Raw genomic sequence first — 25352 nt, 5'->3', positions numbered from 1 at the left:
AAAACTCAGTCAGTGAGCACCTTGTGGGTGAGGAATTCGCCCACGTGTCCGATCTCCTGCTGGTTGATGCCGTGCCACATTCCCGTGTAAAGCACTTTGGTGAGGTCAACGTGCTTGCGCACCCAGCCCATGGTGTATTCGATCTTGTCCTGGGTAATGACGGGATCCTGCTGGTCGCGGCCCCAGAACATCGGCAGGGTTCCATCCAGTTCGTCGTCCCGGAAGGCGGCGTCAGCACCGGCGTCGATCACAAAGCCTGAAAGCCCGACGACGGCAGCGAAGTCCGCGGGACGGTAGCGGAGCATGGTGGTGGCCATTGCCATGCCCATGGAGAAGCCGAGCAACGTCACGGATGAGTGGTTGGCTTTGACTGTGTCCAGCCATTCGAGGGCGTACTCGGCTGCCTGCTTTACAGCTTCCAACGAATAGTCGATGGACGCCGTGAGGGGGAACCACGTGAACCCCGGCCCCATGGGCATCGGCGCGCGAAGGGCGGCCACCACAAAGCCATCGGGCAGCAATCCGGCCAAGCTGAACAGGTCGTCCTCGTTGGAGCCGTAACCGTGTAGCAGGACCAGGAGTGGTTTGCCTGCACGCTCTGATTCGTCGTGGGACCACAGGACAACGGGGGCGGGAAATGTGGGTGCTTCAGTCATGGGTCCATTCTTGCAGTTACCCACCAGTAACAACCTACGGTGGCGTAGGGTCGACGTCACGGTGCAGGATATGAGCGTGAGTGAGAACAATCCTTTACTGAAGCCGGGCGAGCCCGTTCAAAAGCACCCCTGGACCCGTTACGTGGCCTTGGGTGACTCCTTCACGGAGGGCATAGGCGACCCCGAGCCCCGAAACCCGGGCGGTCACCGTGGCTGGGCGGATCGGGTTGCCGAGGAACTGGGCCGTAGCCAGGAAGACTTCGCCTACGCCAACCTTGCTATCCGTGGAAGGCTGCTGCAGCAGATCATCGATGAACAGGTGGGCCCCTGTATGGAGCTGCAGCCTGACCTCGTGTCCATTTCGGCCGGCGGCAACGACCTCATCCGTCCCGGCGGCGATCCCGATTTGTTGGCGGAAAAGCTCGACGCCGCAGTCGCGAAGCTGAGCTCGGGCGGTGCCACTGTGGTGCTTTTCAATGGCCCGGACACGGCAGCATCAGTACTCGGGCGTATCCGCGGCAAGGTGGCCATCTATAACGAGAACCTCAGGACGGTAGCTGCACGCCACGATGCCATCATCGCTGACATGTGGTCCTTGCGGCAGTTGGCGGATCCCCAAATGTGGGACGCTGACCGCCTTCACTTCTCGCCGCTGGGCCACCACACCATCGCCATGATGGTTTTGGAGGCATTGAACGTCCAGCACACGCTTGAGCCCCTGATGCCCAAGTCCCTTCCACCGCGCACGTGGCGTGAGGCCCGGTCTTCCGACCTCGTCTGGGCACGTGAGTACTTTGTCCCATGGGTGATCCGGCGGCTTCGACACCAGTCCTCCGGCGACGGCATCACAGCAAAGCGTCCGACGCCGGGACCCGTCTTCGGCTCCACCGGCACCTTGCTGCCGCGCCGCTGAGGTCCGCCGTGCCGGGTGACAGCTCTATCCCCACGGAGACTATTCGGAGGATTCGGTTACGGCGGCAGCAGTTGCGGGCTCCCTACGCCGGACGTCCCGGCGATGTGGTTCGAAACCTCCTGGCCGTCCAGTCCCAGGAGTTCCCCTACGCGAGGTGGACGCTTGCGCAGAGAAGCTCCACCAGCGCTTCATCGATGGTCACGGCGGCAGAGGTTGAGCAGGCCGTAGCCGATGGAACCATCCTCCGGACGCATATCCTCCGGCCAACCTGGCATTTTGTGCATCGCGACGACCTCGGCTGGTTGATGGCATTGTCCGCAGATCGCCTCCACCAAGGCAACAAGGGCATGTACCGCCAAACAGGAATCGATGAGGACTCCGCAGCCAAGAGCGGCCGGATCCTGGCCGCTGCCGTGGCGGACGGAGCCCACAAGACACGCGAGGAACTGGCCGAAGCCCTGGGACAGTCCGGATTTCCCAGCAAGGGGCTGGGCTTCATTTACCACCTGATGCACGCGGAAATCAGCGGCGTCCTGGTCAGCGGCTCACCCGTCCGCTCTGCAGGAGGCGCCCTGAAACAGACCTATGCCCTGTTTGACGAACGGGTACCGGACCCGGCGCTGCTACCCCTAACCCACGAAGGCCGCGAACAGGCTCTTGGACGGTTGGCACTCCGATACTTCACCAGCCGGGGACCCGCCACTGTCAAAGACTGTGCTGCGTGGTCCGGGTTGACCATGAAAGACATAAAGCGGGGAATCGACGTGGCGGGTGACATATCCCCCGGGAGTTTGGGCTCGGTGCAAATTGATGGGCTCGGGTTCTATCTGGCTTCCGAGGAAGTGGAAGCACTCAGGAGTGGTGTTCATCCTTCGCCCGTTAAAGACTCCGGGGTCCCCCGCATGGATCTCATCCAGTGCTACGACGAATACGTGATGGGCTATTCCCAGTCCCGGCACTTCCTTGGCGGAACAGCGCCATACTTCCCCGAGGACAACGGACCCATGCATGTGGTCTTGCTGGACGGCAGGTTGGCTGGATGGTGGCGTCACGGGTTCTCCGGCGGAACCTGCGAAGTGGACGTCCGAATGAACCAGCCCCCCACCGCGGAAGAGCAGGCCGCCCTGCAGTCCGAGGTAGATCGCTACGGCCGTTTCCTGGGCATGGAGACCAAACTGGTTTAAGGCGGCCGGATGGGTTTCGCTGGGCAGGACTAAGCTGGGATGAGACCTAGGAGGCCTGCACTGTGAACAATCTGATCTTCTGGATCATCGTCTGCTCGTGGCTGATTCCCCTCGGGATCCGCATGTACAACCGCTCCCGGGCGCGCCGGATCCAGGAACACAATTTCCACGGCCCCGGCTACCCACAGCAGAACCTGCCCGGACCAGGGTATCCGCAACAGCATTACCCGCAGCAGAATTACCCCGGTCAGGGACATCCGACGCAGGGTTATCCAGGCCAGAATTACCCCGGGTACCCTTCGGAGCCGACCGTCAGCCGCCCCGCGGATTCGACGCCGCAGGCCGGGCCGCCGTCGAACCCTTCATCCCCGGCACCGTTCCCCTCAGCGGGCGCTTCGGAGCCGCAGGGATTCCGCGCTCGCAAGTTGGCGGAGCTGGATACGAAGTTCAGCAACGGCGAGATCGCCATGGAGGATTACATGAAGCAGCGCGGCGAAATCATGAACGGCTAAGGGCTAGGCGAAGAATGATTCGCGGAGTTGCGCCGAGAGCTGGCCGATCTCCGTGAGGAAGCCATCGTGACCAATCGGCGCCTCAATGAGGTGGACCGGCACATCCCCGGGTAGCGCCGCGGCAAGTTCCCGCGACTGTGCAGGGAAGTAGAGCCTGTCGCTGTCCACCGCCGCCACGAAGAACTCAGCCGTGGCGCGCGACAACGCCTGTTCCAGCGGGCCGCGGCCACGCGTGACGTCGTGGGACATCAGGGCTTCGGTGATGGCGATGTAGCTGTTGGCATCGAAACGGCGGACCAGCTTTGTTCCCTGGTGGTCCAAATAGCTTTCCACCTGGTAACGGCCACGCTCCCCCAACACCGCGGCGGCGAGTGGTGTCTCCTGGTGCTGGGCTTCCCTGCCGAAGCGGAAATCCAACTCCAAGGCTGAGCGGTAGGTGATGTGGGCGATACGTCGGGCCAGTGCCAAACCATGTTCAGGTGCAGTGCCGCCGTAATAGTCACCGTTGTTGAAGTTCGGGTCCTGCCTGATGGCCAAAGTCTGGGCCTGGGCGAAGGCAATCTGCTCGGCCGTGCTGTAGGCGCCCACCGAGATGACGGCGCAGCGTTTGACCCTGTCAGGGAACGTCACGGCCCATTCAAGGGCCCTGGCGCCGCCCATCGAACCGCCCAACACGGCGTGCCAGGCATCGATTCCCAGGGCATCGGCGAGGCGCGCCTCAGCCTCCGTGCTATCGCGCAGCGTGACCAATGGGAAACGTGAGCCCCAAGGACGTCCGTCCGGTGCTTCTGATGATGGGCCGGTGCTGCCATAACAGCCACCCACGATGTTGATGGAGATGACGAAGAACTTGTTGGTGTCGATGGTGGCACCCGGCCCCACGAGTTGCTCCCACCAACCTTCCTCGTCAGTGGCTCCACGGGCTACGTGAGTGCTGCCCGTGAGCGCGTGCTGGATGAGCACGGCATTGGAGGCATCGGCGTTCAGCCGCCCCCAGGTCTCGTACGCGAGGACAACATCGGGGAGGAATCCGCCGGCTTCAAGTTCCAACGGTCCGATGCCGGCGTACTTGACGGTTCCGTCTTCTTCTCCGGATTTTGGAAGGGCTGTAGCAGTAATGGTCATTCCTTTGACACCTTAACCTCGCGCTTGCCCGTCGCCTTGCGTGCGAACAGGCCAGGTCTTCACCCGGGGCACCCCACCGCGGAGGAGGGTTGCCGGCCAGCAAGCCGGGGCTGTGTGCTGGCACTCATGACCTAATACGAAGAGTCTAGGAAATGCAGGGCGGTTCTGGCGAAGAATGTGACAACAGTGTGACGGTTTGGGGTGCCTTCGTTCACGAATGAGCACCCTGAACTGCCGCCCGGCGAATAATCGTCGACGCGGGCGGCAGTCGGGCCGAGGCTTTGAACCGCGGCGTTAGGCGCCCTTGGCAGCCCGGAAGCCGGCTTCGAGGTCGGCGATGATGTCGTCGACGTGCTCGATACCCACGGACAAGCGCACGAGGCCAGGGTTGACGCCTGCAGCGACCTGCTGTTCCACCGTCAGTTGGCTGTGCGTGGTCGACGCCGGGTGGATGACCAGCGAACGGACGTCGCCGATGTTGGCAACGTGCGAGTGCAGCTCCAAGCCGTCCACGAAGCGCTTGCCCGCTTCTACGCCGCCTTTGATGTTGAAGGCCACAATGGCGCCTGTGCCCTTGGGTCCGTACTTCCGGCCACGGTCATACCACGGACTGGACGGCAAGCCCGCATAGGCGACCGATTCCACGTCGTCGTGGTTTTCCAGCCATTCGGCCACTTTGGTGGCGTTGGCAACATGGCGTTCCACGCGCAGGCTCAAGGTCTCCAGGCCCTGGGCAATGAGGAAGGCGTTGAACGGGGACACGGCAGAGCCGAGATCGCGAAGCAACTGGACTCGGGCCTTGAGGATGTAGGAGAGGTTCGCACCCAGCGCACCGTCCTTGCCGAGGTCCCGGGCGTAGACCAGGCCGTTGTAGCTGGGGTCCGGGGTGTTGAAGCCGGGGAAGCGCTCCGGGTCCTTGCCGAAGTCGAAGTTGCCGGAATCCACAATCACACCGGCGATTGCGGAACCATGACCACCGAGGTATTTGGTTGCGGAATGGACCACGATGTCCGCTCCCCACTCGATGGGACGGATCAGGTAGGGCGTGGACAGCGTGTTGTCGACGATGAGGGGCACGCCGGCCTCGTGGGCGGTGCGGGCGATGCCCTCGATGTCCAGGACATCCTGGCGGGGGTTGGACACGACCTCACCGAAAAATAGCTTGGTGTTCGGCCGGACTGCATCACGCCACTGGTCCAGGTTGTCCGGGTCCTCCACGAACGTGACCGAAATTCCAAACTTCTTCAGCGTGTGTGCCAGCAGGTTGTACGTGCCGCCGTACAGGCTGGGGCTCGCTACGATGTGGTCGCCCGCCTCGGCGATATTCAGGATGGCGAACGTCTCCGCAGCTTGCCCGGAGCTGAGCAAGAGGGCACCCAGGCCGCCCTCAAGGCTCGCAACGCGCTGCTCCACTGCATCCTGCGTCGGGTTGCCGATCCGGGTGTAGATGGGGGCGAGCTCGGCCAAGGCAAAGCGATTGGCGGCGCTCTCGGCACTGGGGAACACGAAGGACGTGGTCTGGTAGATCGGAAGCGAGCGTGCTCCCGTGGCGGCGTCAGGCTCCTGGCCTGCGTGGATCTGGCGGGTTTCGAAAGACCATCCTTGGGACATGGAGTTCTCCTGTTCGTAACGCATGGGTTTGGCAGGCAAGGTGAAGCGGTGTGAGCTGGGGCCAGTCTAGGAACTGTCCGGAGGCGAAGACAGCTTTGTGACGCCGGTGGAGTCTTTCGGTCTCCCCGCGTCCCTCCATGACGCCTACTACTACCGGTTATGCACATCCCACCTTAGTTAGGCTTGACTTAGCTGAGACCCCGATCACAAAGTGCCAAGATGAAGCCATGCGCATGGATCACGTCTCTTACGCCTGTGAACGAGATGGCCTTTTGGCCACTACCGAACGAATTTCCGCGGCATTGGGAGTGGACGCTGTCCGGGGCGGAGTGCACCCGCGCTTCGGCACCCGGAACATGATCATTCCCCTTGCGGATAACAAGTACCTGGAAGTGGTGGAGGTCCTGGACCACCCCGCGTCCGACAAAGCACCCTTTGGCCAGGCCGTCCGTGCCCGCTCGGCTGCCGGTGGTGGATGGATGGGCTGGTGCGTCGCCGTTGACGACCTTGCACCGTTCGAAGACCGCCTTGGCCGTTCGGCTGTTCCGGGCAACCGCAAGTTCCCCGACGGACGCGAACTGGTGTGGCAGCAGATTGGCATCCTCGGCCTGATCGCGGATCCCCAGGTGCCCTACCTGCTCAAGTGGGAGGGTGACCCCTCGCTGCACCCGTCCAGGATTTACGAGAGCGATGTCAAGATGTCCAGCCTCACCATCGCGGGCTCCGCTGAACGTGTCACCGAATGGTTGGGCGAACCGGTGGAGAAGCCGCTGGAGGATGTAGCCGTTCAGTGGATGGCACCGCACGGCACTCCAGGCATTCTTGCTGTAACTTTCGAGACTGCCTCAGGAGCCGTCACCATCTGACCGATCCATTCATCCGGGCTGGTCCCGGCCCCGGTCACCCATGTCCGGGCTAAGCTTCGGCCGCCATCAGCGGGTGCCAATGACGTCACCCACCGATGGCGGCCGGATACTTTTAACGGACCGCTACCCCAAGCCCATTGCCTTGCCGAACAGGCTAAATCCTACGAACGCCACAATATCCAGCAATGCGTGGGCAATCACCAAAGGCATGACCCGCTTGGTCTTGGTATAGATCCACGCGAACAGCAGGCCCATGACCACGTTCCCTATGAACGGCCCAAAGCCCTGGTACAGGTGGTAGCTTCCCCGCAGGACGGAACTGACCACGATGGCCACCGGCATGCTCCACCCGAATTTACCGAAGCGGTCCATGAGGTACCCCACCACGATCACTTCTTCCACGATCGCATGGCGCATGGCCGAAAGGACCAGCACCGGCACCGTCCACCAGTAAGCGTCCAGGCCACTGGGCACAATTGCAGTGGTGATTCCCAGCGCACGACCGGCGGCATACAGGCCGAGCGAGGGTATGCCAATTGCAGCGGCCAGGCCAACACCCTGCAGAAAGTCCTTGCCGGGCCTGGCAAAGTTGAAGCCCAGCCGGGCGAATGCCGAGCCGCCCCCGCCTTCCCTGCCGCCGGGTGAATGGGTGGACAGGAAGTAGAACACCAAGGCCACGGGCACCAGTGCGAACACAATGTCCAGCACTTGGTACGTGAGGTCGAAGTACTCGCGCGTGCTTTGGGACCTGTTCAGCGTTGACGTGGCGTCCGCCAATGGTGCCCTCGTCATCTTGTCCAACAGTTGAACTACGGAGTAGACGGCTGATTGGCCCAAGGACAGGCCCAGCACAATAAGTACTTCGGCGCGCAGCCGGCGACGGGAAGCAAGGAACATATACCCACCCTATGCTTGGTGGGATGGGTGCCCCTGAGAGAATCTTCATGATCCGGCACGGCCAGTCTGCCGCGAATGCCGACACGTCCATCTACAACCGTGTGCCGGACTACCGGATCCCGCTGACGGAGCGCGGAGTGGAGCAGGCACGGATTGCCGGGGAGGACCTGCGCCGGAAGCTCGACGGAGAGCAGGTCTGCGTCTACGTCTCCCCCTACTTGCGCGCGTACCAGACCCTCGAAGCCATGAACCTCGGCCCCCTGATCGAGCGGGTCATCGAGGAACCCCGGCTTCGCGAGCAGGACTGGGCCAACTTCCAGATCGCCGGAGAGATTGAGGACCAAAAGGAACTGCGCAACCTCTACGGCCATTTCTTCTACAGGTTCCGCGAGGGCGAGTCCGGTTCGGATGTTTATGACCGGGTGTCATCCTTCATGGAGACGCTGTACCGGCACTGGCAGAAACCCACTTACGCACCGAACACGCTCCTGGTCACGCACGGGCTGACCATGCGCTTGTTCTGCATGCGGTGGTTCCACTGGACGGTGGAGTACTTCGAGTCGCTCAACAACCCGGACAACGCCGAGCTGCGCACCCTGATAAGGAACGACGGCGACCAGTACAGCCTGGATATACCGTTCACCCAGTGGGTGCCCCGGGAAGTAGACGACTCAGTGCTGCACGCACCGAGGATGCGCTTCTAGCGTGTCCTGCTCGGCCGGCCGGTCCCAGCCCGCAGGCGCTCAGCCCGCAGGCGCGACGATGACTTCGGTGCCCTTGGCCTCGAACGCAGCTTTATGTTCGGCACTGATGCCGGAGTCCGTGATGAGGTGCCTGAAGTCGTAGCCTGCCATGGCGGCAAAGGAGCGGCGGCCAACTTTCGAAGAGTCAGCCACGACGTAGGATTCCGTGGCACGGCGTGCCATCACCGTGTTGACCATGGCTTCGCCTTCGTCGGTGATGGTGGGGCCGAGGTCCGGGTCGACGCCGTTGACACCAATGAACGCAATGTCCAGGGCAACTTTTTGCATGATGACATCCGTGTAGGGCCCCACTAGCTCGTAGGAGCGGGGGTTGAGGATGCCGCCGGTCACCATGATTTTGATGTTGGGCCGGACTGCGAGCTGCGAGGCGATGTTGATCGCGTTGGTCACCACAGTCAGGGTGGGCCGGTTTGACGGTGCGTTGAGGTCCTCACGGGTGGACAGCAGCTGGGCCAAAGCAGTGTTGGTGGTACCGCCGCTGAGGCCAATCACGGCACCAGGGCGAATCAATGCTGACGCAGCCAGGGCGATTTCCTGCTTGGCGGAAGCATGGTCGTCACGGTTATAGCGGCCCGGAAGGTCGTAGGCAACGGACCCGGTAGTGGCGCCGCCGCGGGTGCGGCTGAGCAACCGCTGCTTGGCAAGGCTGTCAAGATCCCTGCGGGCCGTAGCAGGTGAGACACCCAGGCGGGTCACGATGTCCTCGACTTCCACATGGCCGGACTCGGCCAGGAGGTCGAGTATGGCAGTGAGCCGATCGGTGCGGGTCATGACAAGCCTTTCGCGGGTTCCAGCTAATTCGCTTTGGCGAACAGCGTCAGCATACGTGCGGACTCCAGCACAAGGGCATCCCGGCCGGCCTTGATGTATTTCCGGGAATCCACCACTGCAGGGTTGGCATCGAGGTACTCACGGACGGCGCGGGTAAAGAACCCGTTCAAATGTGTGGATACGTTGATCTTAGTCATACCCGCACGGATAGCGGCTATGAGCATGTCATCTGGCACACCGGAGGAGCCGTGGAGGACCAGTGGTTTTCCCACCGCAGTCTTCAATCTGGTGATGAGGTGCAGGTCCAGGGCCGCGCTGCGTTCGGTCATGGCGTGGGATGAGCCGACGGCAACGGCGAGCGCGTCCACCCCGGTTGCCTCAACGAATGCGTGGGCCTCACCGGGGTCTGTTCGGACACCGGGGGCGTGGGCTCCGTCCTTGCCACCCACTTTTCCGAGCTCGGCCTCCACATAGACACCTCGCTCGTGGGCATACTTGGCCACCCGTTGCGTGACTTCCACGTTCCATGCGTACGGCAAGTGTGCGCCGTCGTACATGACGGAACCGAAACCCAAGTCCACCGCCGCAAGGGCCAGGTCTTCGGATTCTGCATGGTCCAGGTGAAGGGCAACGGGCACCGCAGCGGAGCGGGCGATTGCCAGGGCTGCCGAGGCGATGGGTTCGAGTCCGCCGTGGTACTTGGCGCAGTTCTCGGAAATCTGCAGAATTAGTGGGACGCCGGCCGCTTCGGCCCCTGCCACCAAGCCTTCGGCAGTTTCGATGTGGATGATGTTGAACGCACCTTGGCCTGTGCCTGCGTCGGCGGCCCTGTCCATGAGTTCCCGAGTGTTGACCAGGGTCACCGGGTCTCCTTCCATGTCACGATCAATTGGTCCTGGAGTTCCTGGTATCGCGGCGAAATTTCACCTGCGGCAGGCATGAGCACGGCCGCGGCCGACCAGGCGGTGGCGCGGCGAAGGATTTCGCGGGGCTCGGTGATGCCTTCGGCGAGTGCGACGGCGGCAGCCGCCACACCGGCGTCGCCTGCCCCTGTGGGGTTGCCGCTGAGCGCTTCGGGCAGGCGGGCGCTCCAGTAGCCGCCCGGGGCGGCGTGGTCGAAGGCAAGCATGCCGTCCGCGCCGGCGCTGACGAGGACCGTGCGGGCACCCATGTCGATCAGAGCGAGGGCGGCTGCTTCAAGGCTGGACTCCCCCGTCGCTTCGGCCAGCTCGTGATGATTCGGCTTGAGGATGTCGGCGCCGGCTTTGGCCGCAGCGATGATCCCGGGACCGGAGGTGTCGATGATGGCCGGGATACCGGCGTCGTGGGCCAGGCGCACCAGCTCCGGGTAGAAGTCCGCCGGAGCGCCCGGCGGCAGGCTTCCCGAACCGACCAGGACGGAGGCCGGCAGGTTGCGGTTACCGCTCACGGCCTCCACCACGGCGATCCGCAGTGAGCGCCAGTCATCCGGTAGAAGGGCCTGGCCCTCCTCGTTGAAGATGGACGTTTCCCCGGCAACAGTGTCCACCAGCGCGATGCTGCGGCGGGTTTCTGCCGCGACTCCCACCAGGGTGTGCGGCACCCCGCTGGTCCACAGTTCGGCGGCAAGGGTCTGCCCTGCCGCACCACCGGTAGGGGCAATGGCGAGCACGGGGTACCCCAACTGGTGGGTGACGCGGGCTACGTTGATGCCCTTGCCACCCGCACGGCTCAAGGGCGTGGGTACCCGGTGGCTGGAGCCCTCGGTGATTCCGTGGACGGTGTAGGTCATGTCGATGGCCGGATTGGGTGTGACGGTAATAATGCGGTTCACGTTGGCTCGCTTCATGGTGTGCCTCCCAAGAGTGCCCGGGCGTTCAGAGCCGCGCCGAGCAAGCCGGCGTCCTGCCCCAGTTGGGCACGGATGAGTTGGGGCCTGCGCTGGAAGTCCAGGATGGCGTCAACCCGTTTGCGGAGTGGCTCGAGCAGCTCGTCGCCGGCTTCAGCCAGGCCTCCGCCGATCACCACGGCTTCTGTACCAATGATGTTCACGCACTGGCAGATAGTGAAGGCCAGAGCATCAACAGCGTCAGCCCAAACACGAACGGCCACGGCGTCTCCCGCGCTTGCCCTGAGCAACACACCGCGCGCACCGTCCACCGGGTTTCCCGATGCCCGGTGGTAACGCCTGGCAATTGCTCCGGCCGAGCCCACTGCTTCCAGGATGGTGGAGCCTGTGACGTCCGGCCCGGCGTCGGGGTCCGGAACCTGGGCGTGGCCGAGCTCGCCGGCGAAACCACCCGCGGTGACCGCCTTGCCACCTGAGAATACGGCTGCAGCAATGCCGGTTCCCACCACCATCACCACAACGTCGTTGAACTCTCTGGACCCTCCAAAGCTGTGTTCAACTGCCGCAGCGGAACGGACATCGTGATCGAACGCAACGGGGATGCCAAGCCGCTTTTCAGCTTCGGCCGTGAATGGGAAGTTGCGCCATCCGAGGTTGGCGGAATAGATGCCCACTCCGGCTACGGAGTCCACGATTCCAGGGACGATGATGCCTGCTGCTTTGGCGGGGGCTTCAGGAAACTCAGAAGCCAACTCCGCTTTAAGCTCTGCAAGCCTGTCCAGGACCGCTTCGCCGGGACGTGCAGGATCCAACGGCGTAGGGACGCGGCGCATGCCCAGGACGATTCCCCGGGCATCCACCAAACCAGCTTTGATGTCTGTCCCGCCAACGTCGAACGAAAGGACCGGTGATTCCGCGGCTCCGAGAACCATGATCGGCTGCCTAGGCTGAGGCGTCGAGGATAACGGAGCGCGTCAGGTTGCGGGGCAGGTCCGGATTCAGTCCACGAACGCGCGCACGCTCCAGGGTGACTTTGTGGACACGTGCAAGTTCAGCCAGCGGGTGCTTATCCGTGTGGATGTAAAGGGCGCCGGTGACGGCCATGTCATTGTCCAAGCCCTCGGGCTGGGGACCAAAAAGCCAGGTGACGCGGCCGGGGGCAGCGATGGAGATGGGGCCGTGGCGGTATTCCATGGCGGGGTAGGACTCGGTCCACCCCTGAACGGCTTCGCGCATCTTCAAGCCGGCCTCGTGGGCCAGTCCAACGGTCCAGCCGGTGCCGAGGAAGGTAAATTGCTCGGCATCCAAGAGTTCCTGGGAGACCGGCGCAGCCACCGCATCACGGGCATCATCGATTGCCTTTGCCACGTCGATGCCAAGGCTGGTCAGCATGTAGACCAGCGCCGTGGTGGCGAAGCGGGTCTGCACCACGGAGCGTTCATCGGCGTACGGGAGGCCCACCACGGCGTCTGCCAGCTCGACAATTGGCGAGGAGGTGTCGCCAATGACGGCCACGGTGGGGACAATCCCCTTCAACCCGGCCAGAATCTCCAGCACCTCAGTTGTGGTACCTGACCGGGTAATGGCCACGACGGCGTCGTACTGGCGATCGGCGCTGTTGCTGTTCAGGAAAGCCTCTGACGCGGCGAACGCATCCGTGACCCCTTTGCCGGCGAATTCGCGGGCAAAAGCGTAGCTCTGGGCCATAAACCATGATGTGCCACAACCGATGACGGCAACGCGCTTGCCGTCCGCCGGGAGTAACTGCTCCGTACGAGCCTGCTCCACGGCGCGCTGCCAAACCTCGGGTTGGGAAACCAGCTCTTCTTCCATGAAGGCACCCAGTGTGTTCTCGCTCATCGTGTGTTTCGCTCCCGCTCAGCTTAATGACGTTTTCTGATCTATAGAAACACTAAACGATCATTTTCGATCTAACAAGGATCATTGGTGCGCTGAGACTGCTCATTATTTGCGCGTCAACGGCGGGCAGCGTGAACCCCCAAAGCAAGAGGGGCCGCGTTCCAACCGGAACACAGCCCCTCTTTCTCGTCTATGACTCTGTCCTTAGACAGCCCGCACGCCGGCCCGCCACACCGCATGAGTCAACGGAATCCCGGGGCGGTACGCCAGATGCGTGGCCGACGGCGCCTTCAGCATGTGCAAATCTGCGCGATGTCCGACGGCGAGCGAACCCACCGCCCGTTCCCCGTCGACGTCGTTCCCTGACTCCCGGCCCAACGCCAAAGCGCCGCCAAACGTCGCCGCGCGGACGGCTTCGTGGACGCTCAAGTGCATCTGCAGCACAGCCGTCGTCACACAGAAGGCCATGGAGCTGGTGTACGAGGTCCCCGGGTTGCAGTTGGCCGCAAGGGCAATCTGTACGCCCGCGTCGATCAGTTCACGGCCGGGAGCCAACGGCTGGCGCGTGGAAAGGTCGCAAGCGGGAAGGCACGTGGCCACCGTACCCCGCGCGCCCGTTCCGGAGGCCGCATCCCACCCGGCCCACGTTTCCGCGAGCGCCTGGACATCCTTATCCGAAAGGTAGTTCACGTGGTCCACGCTTGCAGCCGCAAACTCAACAGCCAGCGCCACGCCCGGGCCCTCCCCGAGCTGGTTGCCGTGGACCCTGAGGCCCAGACCGGCGTTGCGGGCAGCAGTGAGGACCCGACGCGACTGATCCTCCGTGAACGCACCCCGCTCGCAGAAGACATCAGCCCAGCGGACATACGGCAGTACGGCGTCCAGCATGGGGCCACACACCAGGTTTGTATACTCCTCAGGATCGGAGCCGCTGGGAACCAGGTGCGCGCCAAGGTAGGTCACCTCGTCCACTTCAGCTGCTGCGATGCGGGCGCTGCGGGCCTCGTTCTCCACGTCCAGCCCGTAACCTGTCTTGCTCTCCAAGTACGTGGTACCTTGCGAAACTGCCTCAGCCACCCGGTCCCGCACAAGGCGCGTAAGTTCGTCGTCGCTGACGCTGCGCGTGGCCCCCGTGGTGACGGCGATCCCACCAGCGCTGTAACTTTCACCAGCCATTCGGGCCTCGAACTCTGCAGTGCGGTCCCCCGCGAAAACGAGATGCGAGTGCGAATCCACCCACCCGGGCAGGACGGCGCGGCCCTCCGCGTCGATCCTTTCGTCAGCGGCAGGGGCGTCTTTACTGGCCCCCAACCAAGCAATGCGCTCGCCGTCGATCACGATGGCGGCGTCCTTGAGGACAAGGTGCTCCAGGTCCTGGGTCATCAGTTCACCAATGTTGGTGATGAGGGTAGTGGTTGGATTGGTTGCGCTCATGACCCTATTGTTCAGCGTCGGATGGACCAGCGTACGGCCGCGAGCTGCTCCGCTGTCCGGGATTCCGGACTGTCGGCCTTCACCTCGCCGAGGATCAGTGCGGCGGCCAGCTCGGCGATGGCGGAGGATGTTTGAAAACCGTAGCCCCCTTGACCGGCAAGCCAGAAGAAACCCGGCGCTTCGGCGTCGAAACCCACTACCGGGATTCCGTCCGCAGCTTCTGTCCTGAGGCCCGTCCACGCACGGTCCACGGAGCGGATTCCAAGGGTGGTGACCGTGTTGAGTTTGTCGATCAATGTCTCCACGTCCCCGGCGTAGGGTTTGGCGTCTTCGGCTCCGCTGGGCACGGTTTCCGACGGCGAGATCAGCACCTGATGGCCCTCGGCGCGGAAATAGAACGTATCGTCAGCGGCGCACACCATGGGTGTTTCCGGCGTCAGCGGGTTCTCCACGTTCACGATCGCCGCAGTCCGTCTGTACGGCTGAAGCCCCAGCTTTTCCACGCCGCTGATAACGGCCAGTTCATCGGCCCACGCACCTGCAGCATTAACCACGACGCCGGACTGGAAGCCTTCGGTGCCGGCGCCGAGCTGCCAGCCACTCCCGAGCCGCTGGGCAGAATGCACCTTGGCGCCCGTGATGATGTCCACGCCCGCAGCTTCCGCGGTCCGTCGGTGTTGCTCGAGCAGCAACGGTGCATTGCAACCGAAGGAGCCACTATCCAGCCCTGCTGCCGTGAAGGAGTCCGGGTTGAGGGCCGGGCAAAGACGCATGGCTTCATCGTGAGTGATGGGATGCATGTTGCCGCTTGCCTCGGCCCGGACGGTTTCCTCGTCACCTACCAACATGAATCCGCGCGGTGTCAGGATCGGAGTTCCTGCCTCCGCGTCCCGCGCGGCCAGCATGTCGAGTGTGCGGATGGTCAGATCCTGGACCACGGCCGGACCGTAGCTGGGGATCAGTTGCCGGGCAGACCGTGAAGAAGTGTGGAAAGCCAGTGACTGTTCAGCCTCGACAAGGGCCACAGTGCACTTACCCGCGAGAGCAGCCGCCAAGGACAGTCCACCGATGCCACCGCCAACGATTACCACGTCATAATTCGAAGCCATGGCTCCATCCTGACAGACCGGGCGCTCTCTCACCTCCCAAGCCCTTCACCCGGACCCTCTCTCACTTTCATCAAGAAAGCGAGAGAGGGCCGGCCGGAAACCCGAGGGACGTGAGAGAGGGCCGGCCGGAAACCCGAGGGACGCGAGAGAGGGTTGGCTAGGCGACCGCGGCGCGACTCTTGACGAACGCCTGAACGCACGCTTCGACGTCGTCCGTGCTGTGCGCAGCGGAGAGCTGCACGCGAATGCGGGCCACACCTTTCGGCACCACCGGGAAGCTGAAGGCCGTGACGAAAACGCCGTTGTTGAGCATTTCGTCGGCAACCTTTGCAGCAACTACCGCATCGCCGAACATCACGGGGATGATGGCGTGTTCGCCCTCGAGGAGTTCGAAGCCTTCTTCGCTCATTCGGCGACGGAACAGCGCTGCATTCTCGAACAGGCGCGTACGGAGTTCGCCGGACTCCTGCACGAGCTCGATCGCCTTGATGGTTGCCGCAACGATGGCCGGGGCAAGCGAGTTGGAGAACAGGTACGGGCGCGCCTTTTGGCGGAGCATCGCCACGATTTCGCCGCGGCCGGAAACGTAACCACCCGAGGCGCCGCCGAGTGCCTTGCCGAACGTACCGGTGTAGATGTCCACGCGCCCTGAAACGCCGGCGTGCTCCGGGGTGCCCGCGCCGGTGGGTCCCATGAAGCCGACGGCATGGGAGTCGTCCACCATGACCAGCGCGTCGTGCTTCTCGGCGAGGTCGCAGATGGCCTCAAGCGGAGCGAGGTACCCATCCATGGAGAAGACGCCGTCCGTGACGATGATTTTCCGTCGGGAGCCCTCGGCCTCAATTAGTTTGGCTTCGAGGTCTGCCATGTCCTGGTTGGCGTAGCGGAAGCGCTTGGCCTTGCTCAGGCGGATGCCGTCGATGATGGACGCGTGGTTCAGGGAGTCCGAGATGATGGCGTCCTCAGGACCGAAGAGGGACTCGAACACGCCGCCGTTAGCGTCGAAACAGCTGGAGAAGAGGATGGTGTCCTCGGTTCCCAGGAACTTGGAGACCCGGGCCTCAAGCTCCAGGTGCAGGTCCTGGGTTCCACAAATGAAACGCACGGACGCCATGCCGAAGCCGCGCTCGTCCATGGCGGACTTCGCGGCAGCAATGATGTCCGGGTGGTCAGCCAGGCCAAGGTAGTTATTGGCGCAGAAGTTCAGGACCTTGTTGGCCGGCTCGCCGAGCTGGCCCGCTGCGATATGGCTGGCCTGGGGGGAATCGATGTGGCGTTCGGTCTTGAAGAGTCCGGCGCTGCGGATCTCGTCCAGTTCGCCCTGCAGTTGGTCTTTGATGGCTGAATACATGGTGCTCCTAAAGTCTTTGGGATCCGGTGAGTTCGGTCCGGTTACAGTTCGGTCCAGTCGAGGACCACTTTGCCGCCGGTTCCGTTGCGGGCGATTTCGAAGCCCTTTTCCCAGTCGGCTGCGGACAGCTTGTCTGTGACGACGGCGGAGATGCTGCGGTGCAGCACGGGGTTGGAGGACAGCATGGCGCTCATGGCGTACCAGGTCTCAAACATTTCACGACCGTAGATGCCCTTGAGCGTGAGCATGTGGGTTACTACCTTGCCCCAGTCGATGTCGATGGACTGGCTGGGTAGGCCCAGCATGGCGATGCGGCCGCCGTGGTTCATGTTGTCGATCATCTCAGGCAGTGCCGTGGGGTGTCCCGACATTTCAAGTCCGATGTCGAAGCCTTCGCGCATGCCCAGTTCCTGCTGCGCTTCGCGAACGCGCATCTTTGAAACGTCCACGGCGAGGTCCACGCCCATCTGGCGTGCCAGTTCCAAGCGCGGTGCGGACACATCCGTGATGGCGATCTTGCGGGCACCGGCGTGCCGGGCGACGGCGATGGCCATCAGGCCGATGGGACCTGCACCGGTGATGAGAACGTCTTCGCCGACCAGCGGGAAGCTCAGTGCGGTGTGGACGGCATTGCCGAAGGGGTCGAAGATGGCGCCGAGCTCAGGGGTGACTGACTCGTCGTGGTGAACCCAGACATTGGTTTCCGGGATGACGACGAATTCGGCGAAGGCACCATCGCGCTGCACGCCGACGGAGACGGTGTGGATGCACATCTGGCGACGTCCGGCACGGCAGTTGCGGCAGATTCCGCACACCACGTGGCCTTCGCCGGAGACCCTGTCCCCTACCTTGACGTCACGGACGTCCTCGCCGATTTCCACTACTTCGCCATAGAACTCGTGTCCGGCAATGAGGGGCGTTTCGATGATGCCCTGTGCCCAGGCGTCCCAGCTCTGGATGTGGAGGTCGGTACCGCAGATACCGGTGGTCATCACACGGATTTTGACGTCATTGGGGCCCGCTTGGGGCTCTGGACGTTCGACGAGTTCGAACCCTGCGTGGGGTCCGGATTTGTAGAGAGCCTTCATGGAATTCCTCACTGCCGGGCTGCTTCAATGCTGCTGAATCCATTAGAGCCCCGCGCACGATTTAGCACAACTAGAATCTTCTCAATCAACGATTTAGGATTTGCTAATGGAAATTCATCAGTTGCAGATGCTTCGCGAACTCGGCGATTTGGGAAGCGTCAAGGCCGTCGCTGAGACATTGATGGTCACACCATCGGCAGTTTCACAACAGCTTGCCCTGCTACAGAAATCCGTGGACGTGCCGTTGACGCGCAAGGAAGGCCGCGCTCTGGTGCTCACGGATGCAGGCCGCGTCCTCGCCGAGGCGGGTGCCGCCGTCGTCAATGCCATGGCAGATGCGCGGGCTGCGATCGGCGCCTATCACGACGCTCCCGACGCGCCGGTGAGCGTCAGCGCGTTTCACAGCGCGGGGCAGGCGCTGTTTGCGCCGTTGGCGGCGCTGTTGGCGTCCGACGGCGGGGAGTCGCCTCGCCTGCGGCTGTCCGATGAGGATGTGGCCCAGGAGGATTTCCCGGGGTTGGCTGCCCGTTACGACCTTGTTTTGGCACACAGAATGGACAACAGCCCGTCCTGGCCGGAAGACAAGGTAGCAGTGATTCCACTCGCCGACGAGCCTTTGGACATCGCGCTTCCAGCGGATCACCCGCTGGCAAACCGGCGCGAAGTGGAGCCGTCCGACGTCGTGGGTGAATCCTGGGTGACCAGCCGCGACGGCTACTCCCCTGCGGACGTCCTTGCCGCCGTCGTTGCCGTCAGTGGACGGCCGGCAGAAGTACTGCACCGCATTAACGACTATTCGACCGTGGCTGCGCTGGTGTCTGCCGGTGGCGCGATCGGGCTGCTGCCGCGGTTCACGGCACGCCGCGTGTTGGACGCCGGAGTGGTGCTGCGTCCGCTGTCCGGGGTGAATTCGGTCCGCAAGATCGACATCCTGGCCCGGCCGGAAACGCTCAAACGGAAATCGGTCATGACGGTTTGCGAGTCACTTCAAACCGTCATGACCGAGCTTATCGAGCTATCCAGTCCCCGCTAGTCGCGGACGAGGGCGGGCTGGCCGGCGTCGAAGTACTCCACTAGTTCGGCCGGGAGCTCCGGTACCTCGCGGGCCGAGCCGTCACCGCGTAGGGATTCTGCCGCGAGGATGCCCGCCACTACCGCCTGCCGCGCTGCAATCGGGCTTGTCTGGGTCTGGCCGCCGTCGGAGGCAAAGCGCAGGAATTCCTCGATCAACCGGGGATCCGCGCCGCCGTGGCCACCTTCGCCGTCCTGAATGGTGATGACCTCGTCCGGCGCCGCATACCCGGACGTCCGGCTCGTCCACACGTTGATGGTTTCTCCCGGTCCATCGCCAAGGTTCTCGATCCGGCCCTTGGTGCCGATGACGGTGTAGTTCCGCCAGTAGTCCGGCGTGAAGTGGCACTGCTGGTAGCTGGCCAGGACGCCGTTATCCAGCACCATGTTCATCATGGAAATGTCTTCTACGTCAATCACCTCCGCCAGGTCCTTCTGCTCGGTGGGCGGCCAGTTGTCCATGGAGAACCAGTCCCCCATGCGCTTGCCCGCGTTGTTGCTGCGGTTGGCCACGTCGCCGTAGACCGCAAGATCTCCGACGGCGGCAACGCGCTGGGTGTATCCGCCGGCCAACCAGTGGATCACGTCGATGTCGTGGGCACCTTTTTGGAGGAGAAGGGACGTGACGTTGGCGCGCTGGGCGTGCCAGTCCTTGAAGTAGTAGTCTCCCCCGTGACCCACAAAGTGGCGGCACCAGACCGCTTTGACATCGCCGATCCTGCCGTCCTCGATCAGTTTGCGCATCTGGACCACCACGGGCATGTGGCGCATGTTGTGGCCGACGTACAAACGAGTCCCGGTCTCGTAGGCGGTCTTCAGGATCAGGTCCGCAGCCTCCACTGTGATGTCCAGAGGCTTCTCGCAGAAGGTGGGGATGCCCGCCTTAAGCGTTCGGACAGCGACGGCGGCGTGCTGGTTATCGGGGGTCAGGACCAGGACAGCGTCGATCCCGCTGCTCAGCAGTTCCTCAAGATCCCCCGTGACGCGGGCCGATGGGATGCGTTCAGCGGCGTCTGCCCGGCCACGTTCACTGAGGTCACAAACAACAGTGACCTCCGAGCCGTGGCCCGGCTTGTGGGCGTGCTTCCACAGCCCTGAACGCAGGCCGAAACCCACGATGCCGACCTTCAAATCCTTTTCCATGGTGTGCAATTTCCTTCTGCTGTTCTTAGTAAAGTCTGGTTGCGGCGCTGCGGTGCGGGGCCGATTCGCGCACGAACAAGTGCCAGGGGAAGTCGAGGACGCCGGGCGACTCCGGCGCGGTGTGACCTGTTGCCCGCCGAAGGAGCAGCCGGGCGAGCTTGTCGAAGAAGTCGACGGGGCCGACGGTGCTCAGCGACGGTGACATCCGTTCGCCCTCCACGGTGTTGCCTACGCCGATGATGTCCACGTCAACGCCGACAGCAAGCCCCAGGCGTTGGGCGGCATTGATGGCGCTGACTGCTGCATAGTCCGTGGTGGCATAGATGGCGGTAGGACGGTCCGGCATGCTGAGCAGCCGGGTTGCCGCAGCGTATGCCCCCGCGCTGGTGCCGTCGAACAGGCCAACATAGTCGTCCTGTTCCTTGATCTTCGCCGCGGCCAAAGCATCCGAATAGGCCCGATACCTTGTCCCACCAGAGGTGCCCGCTGCCGTAGCCGGGGTCAGGCAGGCAATCCTCCGGTGGCCGTGGAGCAGATGCTCCACGGCCATGCGGCAGCCGGGTCCGGCGATGGAGCGGATGACATCGAAGCCCTCCGACTCCAAAGCTTCGTCAAAGACCACCAGCGTGGTGCCGTGCTCGGCGAGCTTGCCCAGGGCTTCCCGCTGATCAGGACGGACTGCGTCCACGAACACAGCATCGGCGTTGTGCGTGCCGAGCACTTTGACCCAATCGGCGTCACCCAGGATCATCGGTGTGATGCCCAGCGGGACCGCTGCCTTCTGAACGGCCTCGATGACGGACAGCGACCACGGATCGGACAGCATGGTCAACGACAGGATCACAGTGTTTGTGCGTCCCGTCCGGATGGCCCGGGCGGCCTGATTGGGGCGATAGCCAAGCCGCTCCGCAGCGGCCTTGACCTTTTCCGCCGTCGGATCCGACACTCCCGGCCCGCCATCACCGCGGCGACCCGACAACACGTAGGAGACCGTGGCTGTGGAGACGCCCGCCAGTTCGGCCACCATGCGGATGGTTGGCCTGACGCCCGTGCTGCCCGCTTTTGCCATGGTTCCCCCTGCTGTGTTCTTCGTCTTTGCGTGTTGGTTCGTTATTGGTTTGAGGCTAGCTCCTGAATACCGGCGCGTTGGGGTCCAACGCGGCCTGGTACTCGTCGCGCATCTTGTCGCCGCCTTCGCTCTTCCAGCGCTTGACCGCGTCCTTGAGTTCGTCAATCTTGGCGCGGCCGGTAATGATGTCAACCACTTTGTCGCGCAGCTGCTTGGTGATCTTGGCGCCCACCTTCGCGTTGGTGTCGGAGTAGGAACCGTTGGTGGGGTTGCGCCACGCGAACTCGAGCAGCTTCTCTTCCTGCTGGCTGACGTACCGTGTGTCGTCGTCGAAACCAGGGTTGAAGATGACGTTCTCCGGGCTGGACATGATGTTCAACGCTGATACAAGGCCGGGCGCATTGGTGGCTCCCGTCTCGGTGCGTGCAGGGTTGCCGGAGGCATCGATGGTGTAGTCCTGGCCCAGCTCGCCGAAGTTCTTTTGCATGTACTCCACCGTGCCGAACGGTGCCGACAGGTAGTTGATCAGGGCCAACAGCTCGCGAATCTTGCCCTCTTCAGCCTTCTTGAACGGGGTGAAGCCCACCGTGCCGTAGCCCATGTCGTACACAGGCTTGACCTTGCCATCGGCGCTGAACGGAATCAGGATGTCGAACTGGACGTCCTTGTTAAGGGCGCGGTAACTGCGGATGTCATGCGGGCCGCTGACCACCTGCGCCGCAACGCTGCCATTGGCAACGCGGGAACGGATGTCCGTGGCCTTGGAGTCAGGGTAAAAGACGCCCGCTGCGAACATCTTGGCGGTGAACTCCACGCCCGCCATGTACTCGTCCGTCTCATAAAGGTGGGTCAGGGTGCGGTCCTTGTTGACCGCCCAGCTGTTCGGGGCGCCAAACCATTCGGTGACCATGTGGAGGGCGTTGATGTAGGCCGGTTCCAGCGCGTACTTCTGGTCGCCCGGGCGGGTCAGCTCCTTGGCCTTCTCCAGGAATTCGTCAGCACTGCCGGCCGCAAAGCCACCTACCTGCGCCCAGACATCGTGGTTGCCCACATACACCTGACCGAAGGGGGTGCTGGGGATGGGAGCTCCCCAGATCTTGCCGTTCACGACGGCGGTCTTCCAGGAATCGGGCTTAAGTGCGGCCAGGTTGGGGTACTCAAGGACAGCGTCACCGGAGAGATACGGCGTCAGGTCCTGGAACTTGGCTTCGAGCATTGGACCGACGTTGGGGATGCCTTGGTTCGGCGGAACCCACATCATGTCCGGAAGATCGTTGCTGGCCAGGACCGTGGCGAACTTTGCCGGGTACCCGTCTCCGATGTCTTCGGCTATTTGGAGCTCCAAGTCGCCACCGAGCTTGGCGTTGAGGCGCTGCCAGAAAGGGTTGTCCTTCAGTCCCGGGCTCATGGTGTCGAAGGTTTCGGTCAGGCCGGTGACCTTGCCCTTGAGCGGCGGCGTCTTGACGGACTGCACAGCCGTAGGCAGTTTGAAGTAGCCGGCCTGGAGGCCCTTGGCGTTGCCCGCGATGTCCGGGGTGACGCCGGTGAATTCCTTGTACGTTGGCAACTTGACCGACGCGGAGGCAGCGGCGCCTCCGTTGCTCGCGGCTCCGCCACCACCGCAGGCGGACAAACCTGCAGCGGTCACGGCCAGGCCAGCAAGGCCAAGGAAACCGCGGCGGCTGAATCCAGCCTGAGAGGTAGTGCTCGTCATGGCATAACCCTTTCTGGTTACTTGCTTCATTTCTGACTTTTGAGTGATGGGTTCTTTGGGGTTTGGGTGCTTTTGTGTGCCGCTAGCCCTTGACGGCGCCGGTGATGACGCCCTTGGCAAAGTGCTTTTGGAGGAACGGGTAGACCATCAGGATCGGGACAAGTGCCACCACCACCACGGCCATCTGGATGGACTGCGGCGGCGGAGTGGTGGTGATTCCCAGCTGGTCCGCTGCGCCACTGCCCTGGACCACGAAGTTACGGAGCAGCAGCTGGATGGGCCACTTGCTGTGATCGTTGATGTAGAGCAGGGCGTTGAAGAACGAGTTCCAGAACCCGACCGCGTAAAACAGCCCGACGACGGCAATCACCGCTTTGGACAACGGCATCACGATGCGCCACAGGATTTGCCAGTCGTTGGCGCCGTCGATCCTGGCACTTTCGATCAGTTCACCCGGGATGTTCATGAAGAACGAACGCATCACCACAAAGTTGAAGGCCCCAAAGATGCCGGGGAGGATCAGCGACCAGAGGGAGTCCAGCAGGCCGAGCTGACGGATCATGAGGAAGGACGGGATGAGGCCGGGTGCGAACAGGAGGGTGAACAGGACTGCCAGGACAACCGGCCGGCCGAAGAGGACCGAGCGGCTGGTGGCGTAGGCCATGGTGATGGTCACGAACAGCGCCAGGATGGTGCCTACTGCGGTGACCAACATGCTTACGCCGAGTGACTGCAGGACCATGGGGCCTTTGAAAATGGTGGCGTAGGCCTCCAGGGTGGGACGTTCGGGCCACAGTACGAAGCCTCCGGCTTTCACGAGCTGTTCCGTGTCCGCCAGCGACGTCGAGACCACCAGCAGAATGGGCGTGAGGATGGACAAGCTGAAGACAATCAGGACTACCGCTTTGACCGTTTGATACAGGGCGGAAGGCTTTTCCTTCCACACGGGGCGCTTGGGGTTGTAGCTAAGCTCCCGGGGTTTCTTGGTGAAGAGTGTTGTTGCCATGGGGTTCTCCTTGTGCGGCAGGCGCGCGGGTCAGCGTGGTGTTCAGCGCACTTGTTTTGCGAAGATTCCGTCTTCGCCGAAGCGGTGGGCAAGTTTGTTGGCGCCGTAGATCAGCAGGGCGCTCACTACGCCCTTGGCCAGGCCGGCTGCCGCGCCTGAGCTCCAGCCGCCTCCCACTACGCCGGTGTAGTAGGTAAAGGTGTCCAGTACTTCCGCGGCTCCTGCTCCCACGGCATCCCGCTGCAGGATGAACTGTTCAAATCCGACCGAAAGGATGTCGCCGATGCGAAGGATCAGAAGGAGGACGATCACGGGCCTGAGGCCGGGCAGGGTGATGTGCCACATCCTGCGCCATCGTCCCGCGCCGTCAGCCGCTGCAGCTTCGTAGAGCGAGGCATCAATGCTGGCCAACGCAGCGAGGAAGATGATCATGGCCCAGCCGGCGTCTTTCCAGATCATTTGGACCACCACCATCACCGGGAACGTCTCGGGGTTGGTCATGAACGGTATGGGCTCCATGCCCCAGTCCCTCAGAAGGTTGTTCACGAAGCCCGCACCGCCGAGCATCTGCTGGAAGAACGCGATCACCAACACCCAGGAAAGGAAGTGCGGCAGATAGGCGATACTTTGGAAGATCCGCCGAACCCGGGTGCTGATCAGTGAATCAACAATCAGCGCCAAAACCAACGGCACGGGGAACAGGAAGACCAGCTGCCAGGCGGCGAGGTACAGGGTGTTCCAGAAGGCGTGAACGAAGTCCGGATTGCCGAAAAGGTCTACGAAGTTCTGCCAGCCGACCCACAGGCTGTCGCCGATGCCCAGATAGGGCTGGTAGTCCTGGAACGCGATGACGTTGCCCAGGATGGGGATGTAGAAGAAGAGCAACAGGAAAGCCACACCCGGGAGCATCATGAGCAGCATCTGTTTGTCGCGTCGCAGACGGGACCGGAAACTTTGCTGCGGGACCTTGCTCCTCTTCCGCTTCTTCGGACCGGATCCGGAGGCGTTTCCGCCCGGCGGGCCCGGGACTCGGCGAGCTTCGGGCAATGCCGGAGCCTGTTCCGTCGTCGAGTTCATGCTGTCTCCTCAAGTGCTGAGCCGAAACCACTGATGTGATCCAAGCCACGCTCGTTAACCGTTTAACAAACCATAAGTGACCCGAGTCTCTCTTTGCAAGATGATGATCGAAACTGCCCGCAGAAATCACTTTTAATCACGCTGCGCCTGTGAGGCTGCCCCATGCCCGCACCCGTTGCCGCCGATCGCCCCTGTAAGAACGGGTGCGCCGGCGGAAAAGGGTGCGCCACCGGAGTTCACGTGGTGCCGCACGCGGAAACGCGCCCGAGGGGTTGGGCGGGAGCGCGTGGCAGGCTGCGGGAC

At 62.9% G+C, this 25352-nt stretch carries 24 protein-coding genes and 1 riboswitch; of the genes, 6 read left to right on the top strand and 18 right to left on the bottom strand.

The annotated features are described in order from the left end of the window. Positions 1-5: 5 nt before the first annotated feature. Entirely contained in the window at positions 6-656 is a 651-nt protein-coding gene (locus tag A477_RS0112820; protein WP_017199389.1) for an alpha/beta hydrolase, read from the bottom strand. A 70-nt stretch (positions 657-726) separates the two neighbouring features. On the opposite strand from A477_RS0112820, the gene A477_RS0112815 reads away from it, so the two are divergent. The 3 genes from A477_RS0112815 (at position 727) to A477_RS0112805 (ending at position 3265) form a co-directional block, all read left to right on the top strand. Then, positions 727-1569: an SGNH/GDSL hydrolase family protein gene (locus A477_RS0112815; RefSeq protein ID WP_044568807.1), complete on the top strand. Its 843-nt coding sequence runs from the start codon at positions 727-729 to the stop codon at positions 1567-1569. Positions 1570-1577: 8 nt separating this feature from the next. Then, complete coding sequence (locus tag A477_RS0112810) at positions 1578-2753, top strand: winged helix DNA-binding domain-containing protein (protein WP_017199387.1); 1176 nt, start codon at positions 1578-1580, stop codon at positions 2751-2753. Positions 2754-2815: 62 nt separating this feature from the next. Continuing rightward, the gene (locus tag A477_RS0112805) at positions 2816-3265 is read left to right on the top strand and encodes a hypothetical protein (protein WP_026005590.1); all 450 of its coding nucleotides are present in this window, start codon (positions 2816-2818) and stop codon (positions 3263-3265) included. A 3-nt stretch (positions 3266-3268) separates the two neighbouring features. Here A477_RS0112805 and metX read toward each other — a convergent pair whose 3' ends face one another. Both metX and A477_RS0112795 read right to left on the bottom strand, forming a co-directional pair. Beyond that, positions 3269-4390 carry a homoserine O-acetyltransferase MetX gene (gene metX / locus A477_RS0112800; RefSeq protein ID WP_017199386.1) on the bottom strand — a complete coding sequence of 374 codons (1122 nt, stop codon included), beginning with the start codon at positions 4388-4390 and terminating at the stop codon, positions 3269-3271. A gap of 15 nt (positions 4391-4405) precedes the next feature. Beyond that, positions 4406-4522, bottom strand: a riboswitch (SAM riboswitch). Between the two features lie 162 nt (positions 4523-4684). After that, the gene (locus tag A477_RS0112795; RefSeq protein ID WP_017199385.1) at positions 4685-6025 is read right to left on the bottom strand and encodes a bifunctional o-acetylhomoserine/o-acetylserine sulfhydrylase; all 1341 of its coding nucleotides are present in this window, start codon (positions 6023-6025) and stop codon (positions 4685-4687) included. A 203-nt stretch (positions 6026-6228) separates the two neighbouring features. Between A477_RS0112795 and A477_RS0112790 the strand changes: the two genes are divergently transcribed. Further along, a complete protein-coding gene (locus A477_RS0112790) occupies positions 6229-6867 on the top strand; it encodes a VOC family protein (RefSeq protein WP_026005588.1) in 639 nt (212 codons plus the stop codon). 123 nt (positions 6868-6990) lie between these two features. Here A477_RS0112790 and A477_RS0112785 read toward each other — a convergent pair whose 3' ends face one another. After that, the gene (locus A477_RS0112785; protein WP_017199384.1) at positions 6991-7764 is read right to left on the bottom strand and encodes a CPBP family intramembrane glutamic endopeptidase; all 774 of its coding nucleotides are present in this window, start codon (positions 7762-7764) and stop codon (positions 6991-6993) included. A gap of 23 nt (positions 7765-7787) precedes the next feature. Between A477_RS0112785 and A477_RS0112780 the strand changes: the two genes are divergently transcribed. Next, the gene (locus A477_RS0112780) at positions 7788-8468 is read left to right on the top strand and encodes a histidine phosphatase family protein (RefSeq protein WP_026005587.1); all 681 of its coding nucleotides are present in this window, start codon (positions 7788-7790) and stop codon (positions 8466-8468) included. Positions 8469-8507: 39 nt separating this feature from the next. Here A477_RS0112780 and A477_RS0112775 read toward each other — a convergent pair whose 3' ends face one another. The 9 genes from A477_RS0112775 to tdh form a co-directional block, all read right to left on the bottom strand. Then, positions 8508-9299, bottom strand: coding sequence for a DeoR/GlpR family DNA-binding transcription regulator (locus tag A477_RS0112775; protein WP_017199382.1), 792 nt, complete (start codon positions 9297-9299; stop codon positions 8508-8510). Between the two features lie 23 nt (positions 9300-9322). Beyond that, positions 9323-10177, bottom strand: coding sequence for a class II fructose-bisphosphate aldolase (locus A477_RS0112770; RefSeq protein WP_017199381.1), 855 nt, complete (start codon positions 10175-10177; stop codon positions 9323-9325). Next, complete coding sequence (locus A477_RS0112765) at positions 10159-11127, bottom strand: 1-phosphofructokinase family hexose kinase (protein WP_017199380.1); 969 nt, start codon at positions 11125-11127, stop codon at positions 10159-10161. The genes A477_RS0112770 and A477_RS0112765 overlap by 19 nt, the downstream gene beginning before the upstream one ends. Continuing rightward, the gene (locus A477_RS0112760; protein WP_017199379.1) at positions 11124-12059 is read right to left on the bottom strand and encodes an ROK family protein; all 936 of its coding nucleotides are present in this window, start codon (positions 12057-12059) and stop codon (positions 11124-11126) included. The genes A477_RS0112765 and A477_RS0112760 overlap by 4 nt, the downstream gene beginning before the upstream one ends. A gap of 10 nt (positions 12060-12069) precedes the next feature. Continuing rightward, positions 12070-12987 (bottom strand): SIS domain-containing protein, encoded by a 918-nt coding sequence (locus A477_RS0112755; protein ID WP_017199378.1) that lies wholly within the window; start codon positions 12985-12987, stop codon positions 12070-12072. 204 nt (positions 12988-13191) lie between these two features. After that, positions 13192-14421: an imidazolonepropionase gene (hutI, locus tag A477_RS0112750; protein WP_017199377.1), complete on the bottom strand. Its 1230-nt coding sequence runs from the start codon at positions 14419-14421 to the stop codon at positions 13192-13194. A gap of 11 nt (positions 14422-14432) precedes the next feature. Continuing rightward, positions 14433-15530, bottom strand: coding sequence for an NAD(P)/FAD-dependent oxidoreductase (locus tag A477_RS0112745; protein WP_017199376.1), 1098 nt, complete (start codon positions 15528-15530; stop codon positions 14433-14435). A gap of 157 nt (positions 15531-15687) precedes the next feature. Then, positions 15688-16881: a glycine C-acetyltransferase gene (locus tag A477_RS0112740; protein WP_017199375.1), complete on the bottom strand. Its 1194-nt coding sequence runs from the start codon at positions 16879-16881 to the stop codon at positions 15688-15690. Positions 16882-16922: 41 nt separating this feature from the next. After that, complete coding sequence (gene tdh, locus A477_RS0112735; RefSeq protein WP_017199374.1) at positions 16923-17969, bottom strand: L-threonine 3-dehydrogenase; 1047 nt, start codon at positions 17967-17969, stop codon at positions 16923-16925. Between the two features lie 106 nt (positions 17970-18075). Between tdh and A477_RS0112730 the strand changes: the two genes are divergently transcribed. Beyond that, positions 18076-19002, top strand: a complete 927-nt coding sequence (locus A477_RS0112730; protein WP_017199373.1) for a LysR family transcriptional regulator — start codon at positions 18076-18078, stop codon at positions 19000-19002. Here the strand turns inward: A477_RS0112730 and A477_RS0112725 are convergent. From A477_RS0112725 to A477_RS0112705, 5 genes are all read right to left on the bottom strand, one after another. After that, positions 18999-20192, bottom strand: a complete 1194-nt coding sequence (locus A477_RS0112725; protein WP_017199372.1) for a Gfo/Idh/MocA family protein — start codon at positions 20190-20192, stop codon at positions 18999-19001. The two genes, A477_RS0112730 and A477_RS0112725, sit on opposite strands and share 4 nt — an antisense overlap. 16 nt (positions 20193-20208) lie before the next feature. Continuing rightward, positions 20209-21252, bottom strand: a complete 1044-nt coding sequence (locus tag A477_RS0112720; protein ID WP_017199371.1) for a LacI family DNA-binding transcriptional regulator — start codon at positions 21250-21252, stop codon at positions 20209-20211. 55 nt (positions 21253-21307) lie between these two features. Continuing rightward, positions 21308-22966 (bottom strand): type 2 periplasmic-binding domain-containing protein, encoded by a 1659-nt coding sequence (locus A477_RS0112715; RefSeq protein WP_017199370.1) that lies wholly within the window; start codon positions 22964-22966, stop codon positions 21308-21310. Positions 22967-23048: 82 nt separating this feature from the next. Next, positions 23049-23972: a carbohydrate ABC transporter permease gene (locus tag A477_RS0112710; protein ID WP_017199369.1), complete on the bottom strand. Its 924-nt coding sequence runs from the start codon at positions 23970-23972 to the stop codon at positions 23049-23051. A gap of 42 nt (positions 23973-24014) precedes the next feature. Next, complete coding sequence (locus A477_RS0112705; protein WP_017199368.1) at positions 24015-25049, bottom strand: ABC transporter permease; 1035 nt, start codon at positions 25047-25049, stop codon at positions 24015-24017. Between the last annotated feature and the right edge of the window lie 303 nt (positions 25050-25352).

The organism is Arthrobacter sp. M2012083 (genome assembly GCF_000281065.1).
Taxonomy (GTDB): domain Bacteria; phylum Actinomycetota; class Actinomycetes; order Actinomycetales; family Micrococcaceae; genus Arthrobacter.
The sequence above is the reverse complement of the archived record's forward strand: the minus strand, read 5'-3'. Positions and strand labels throughout refer to the sequence as shown.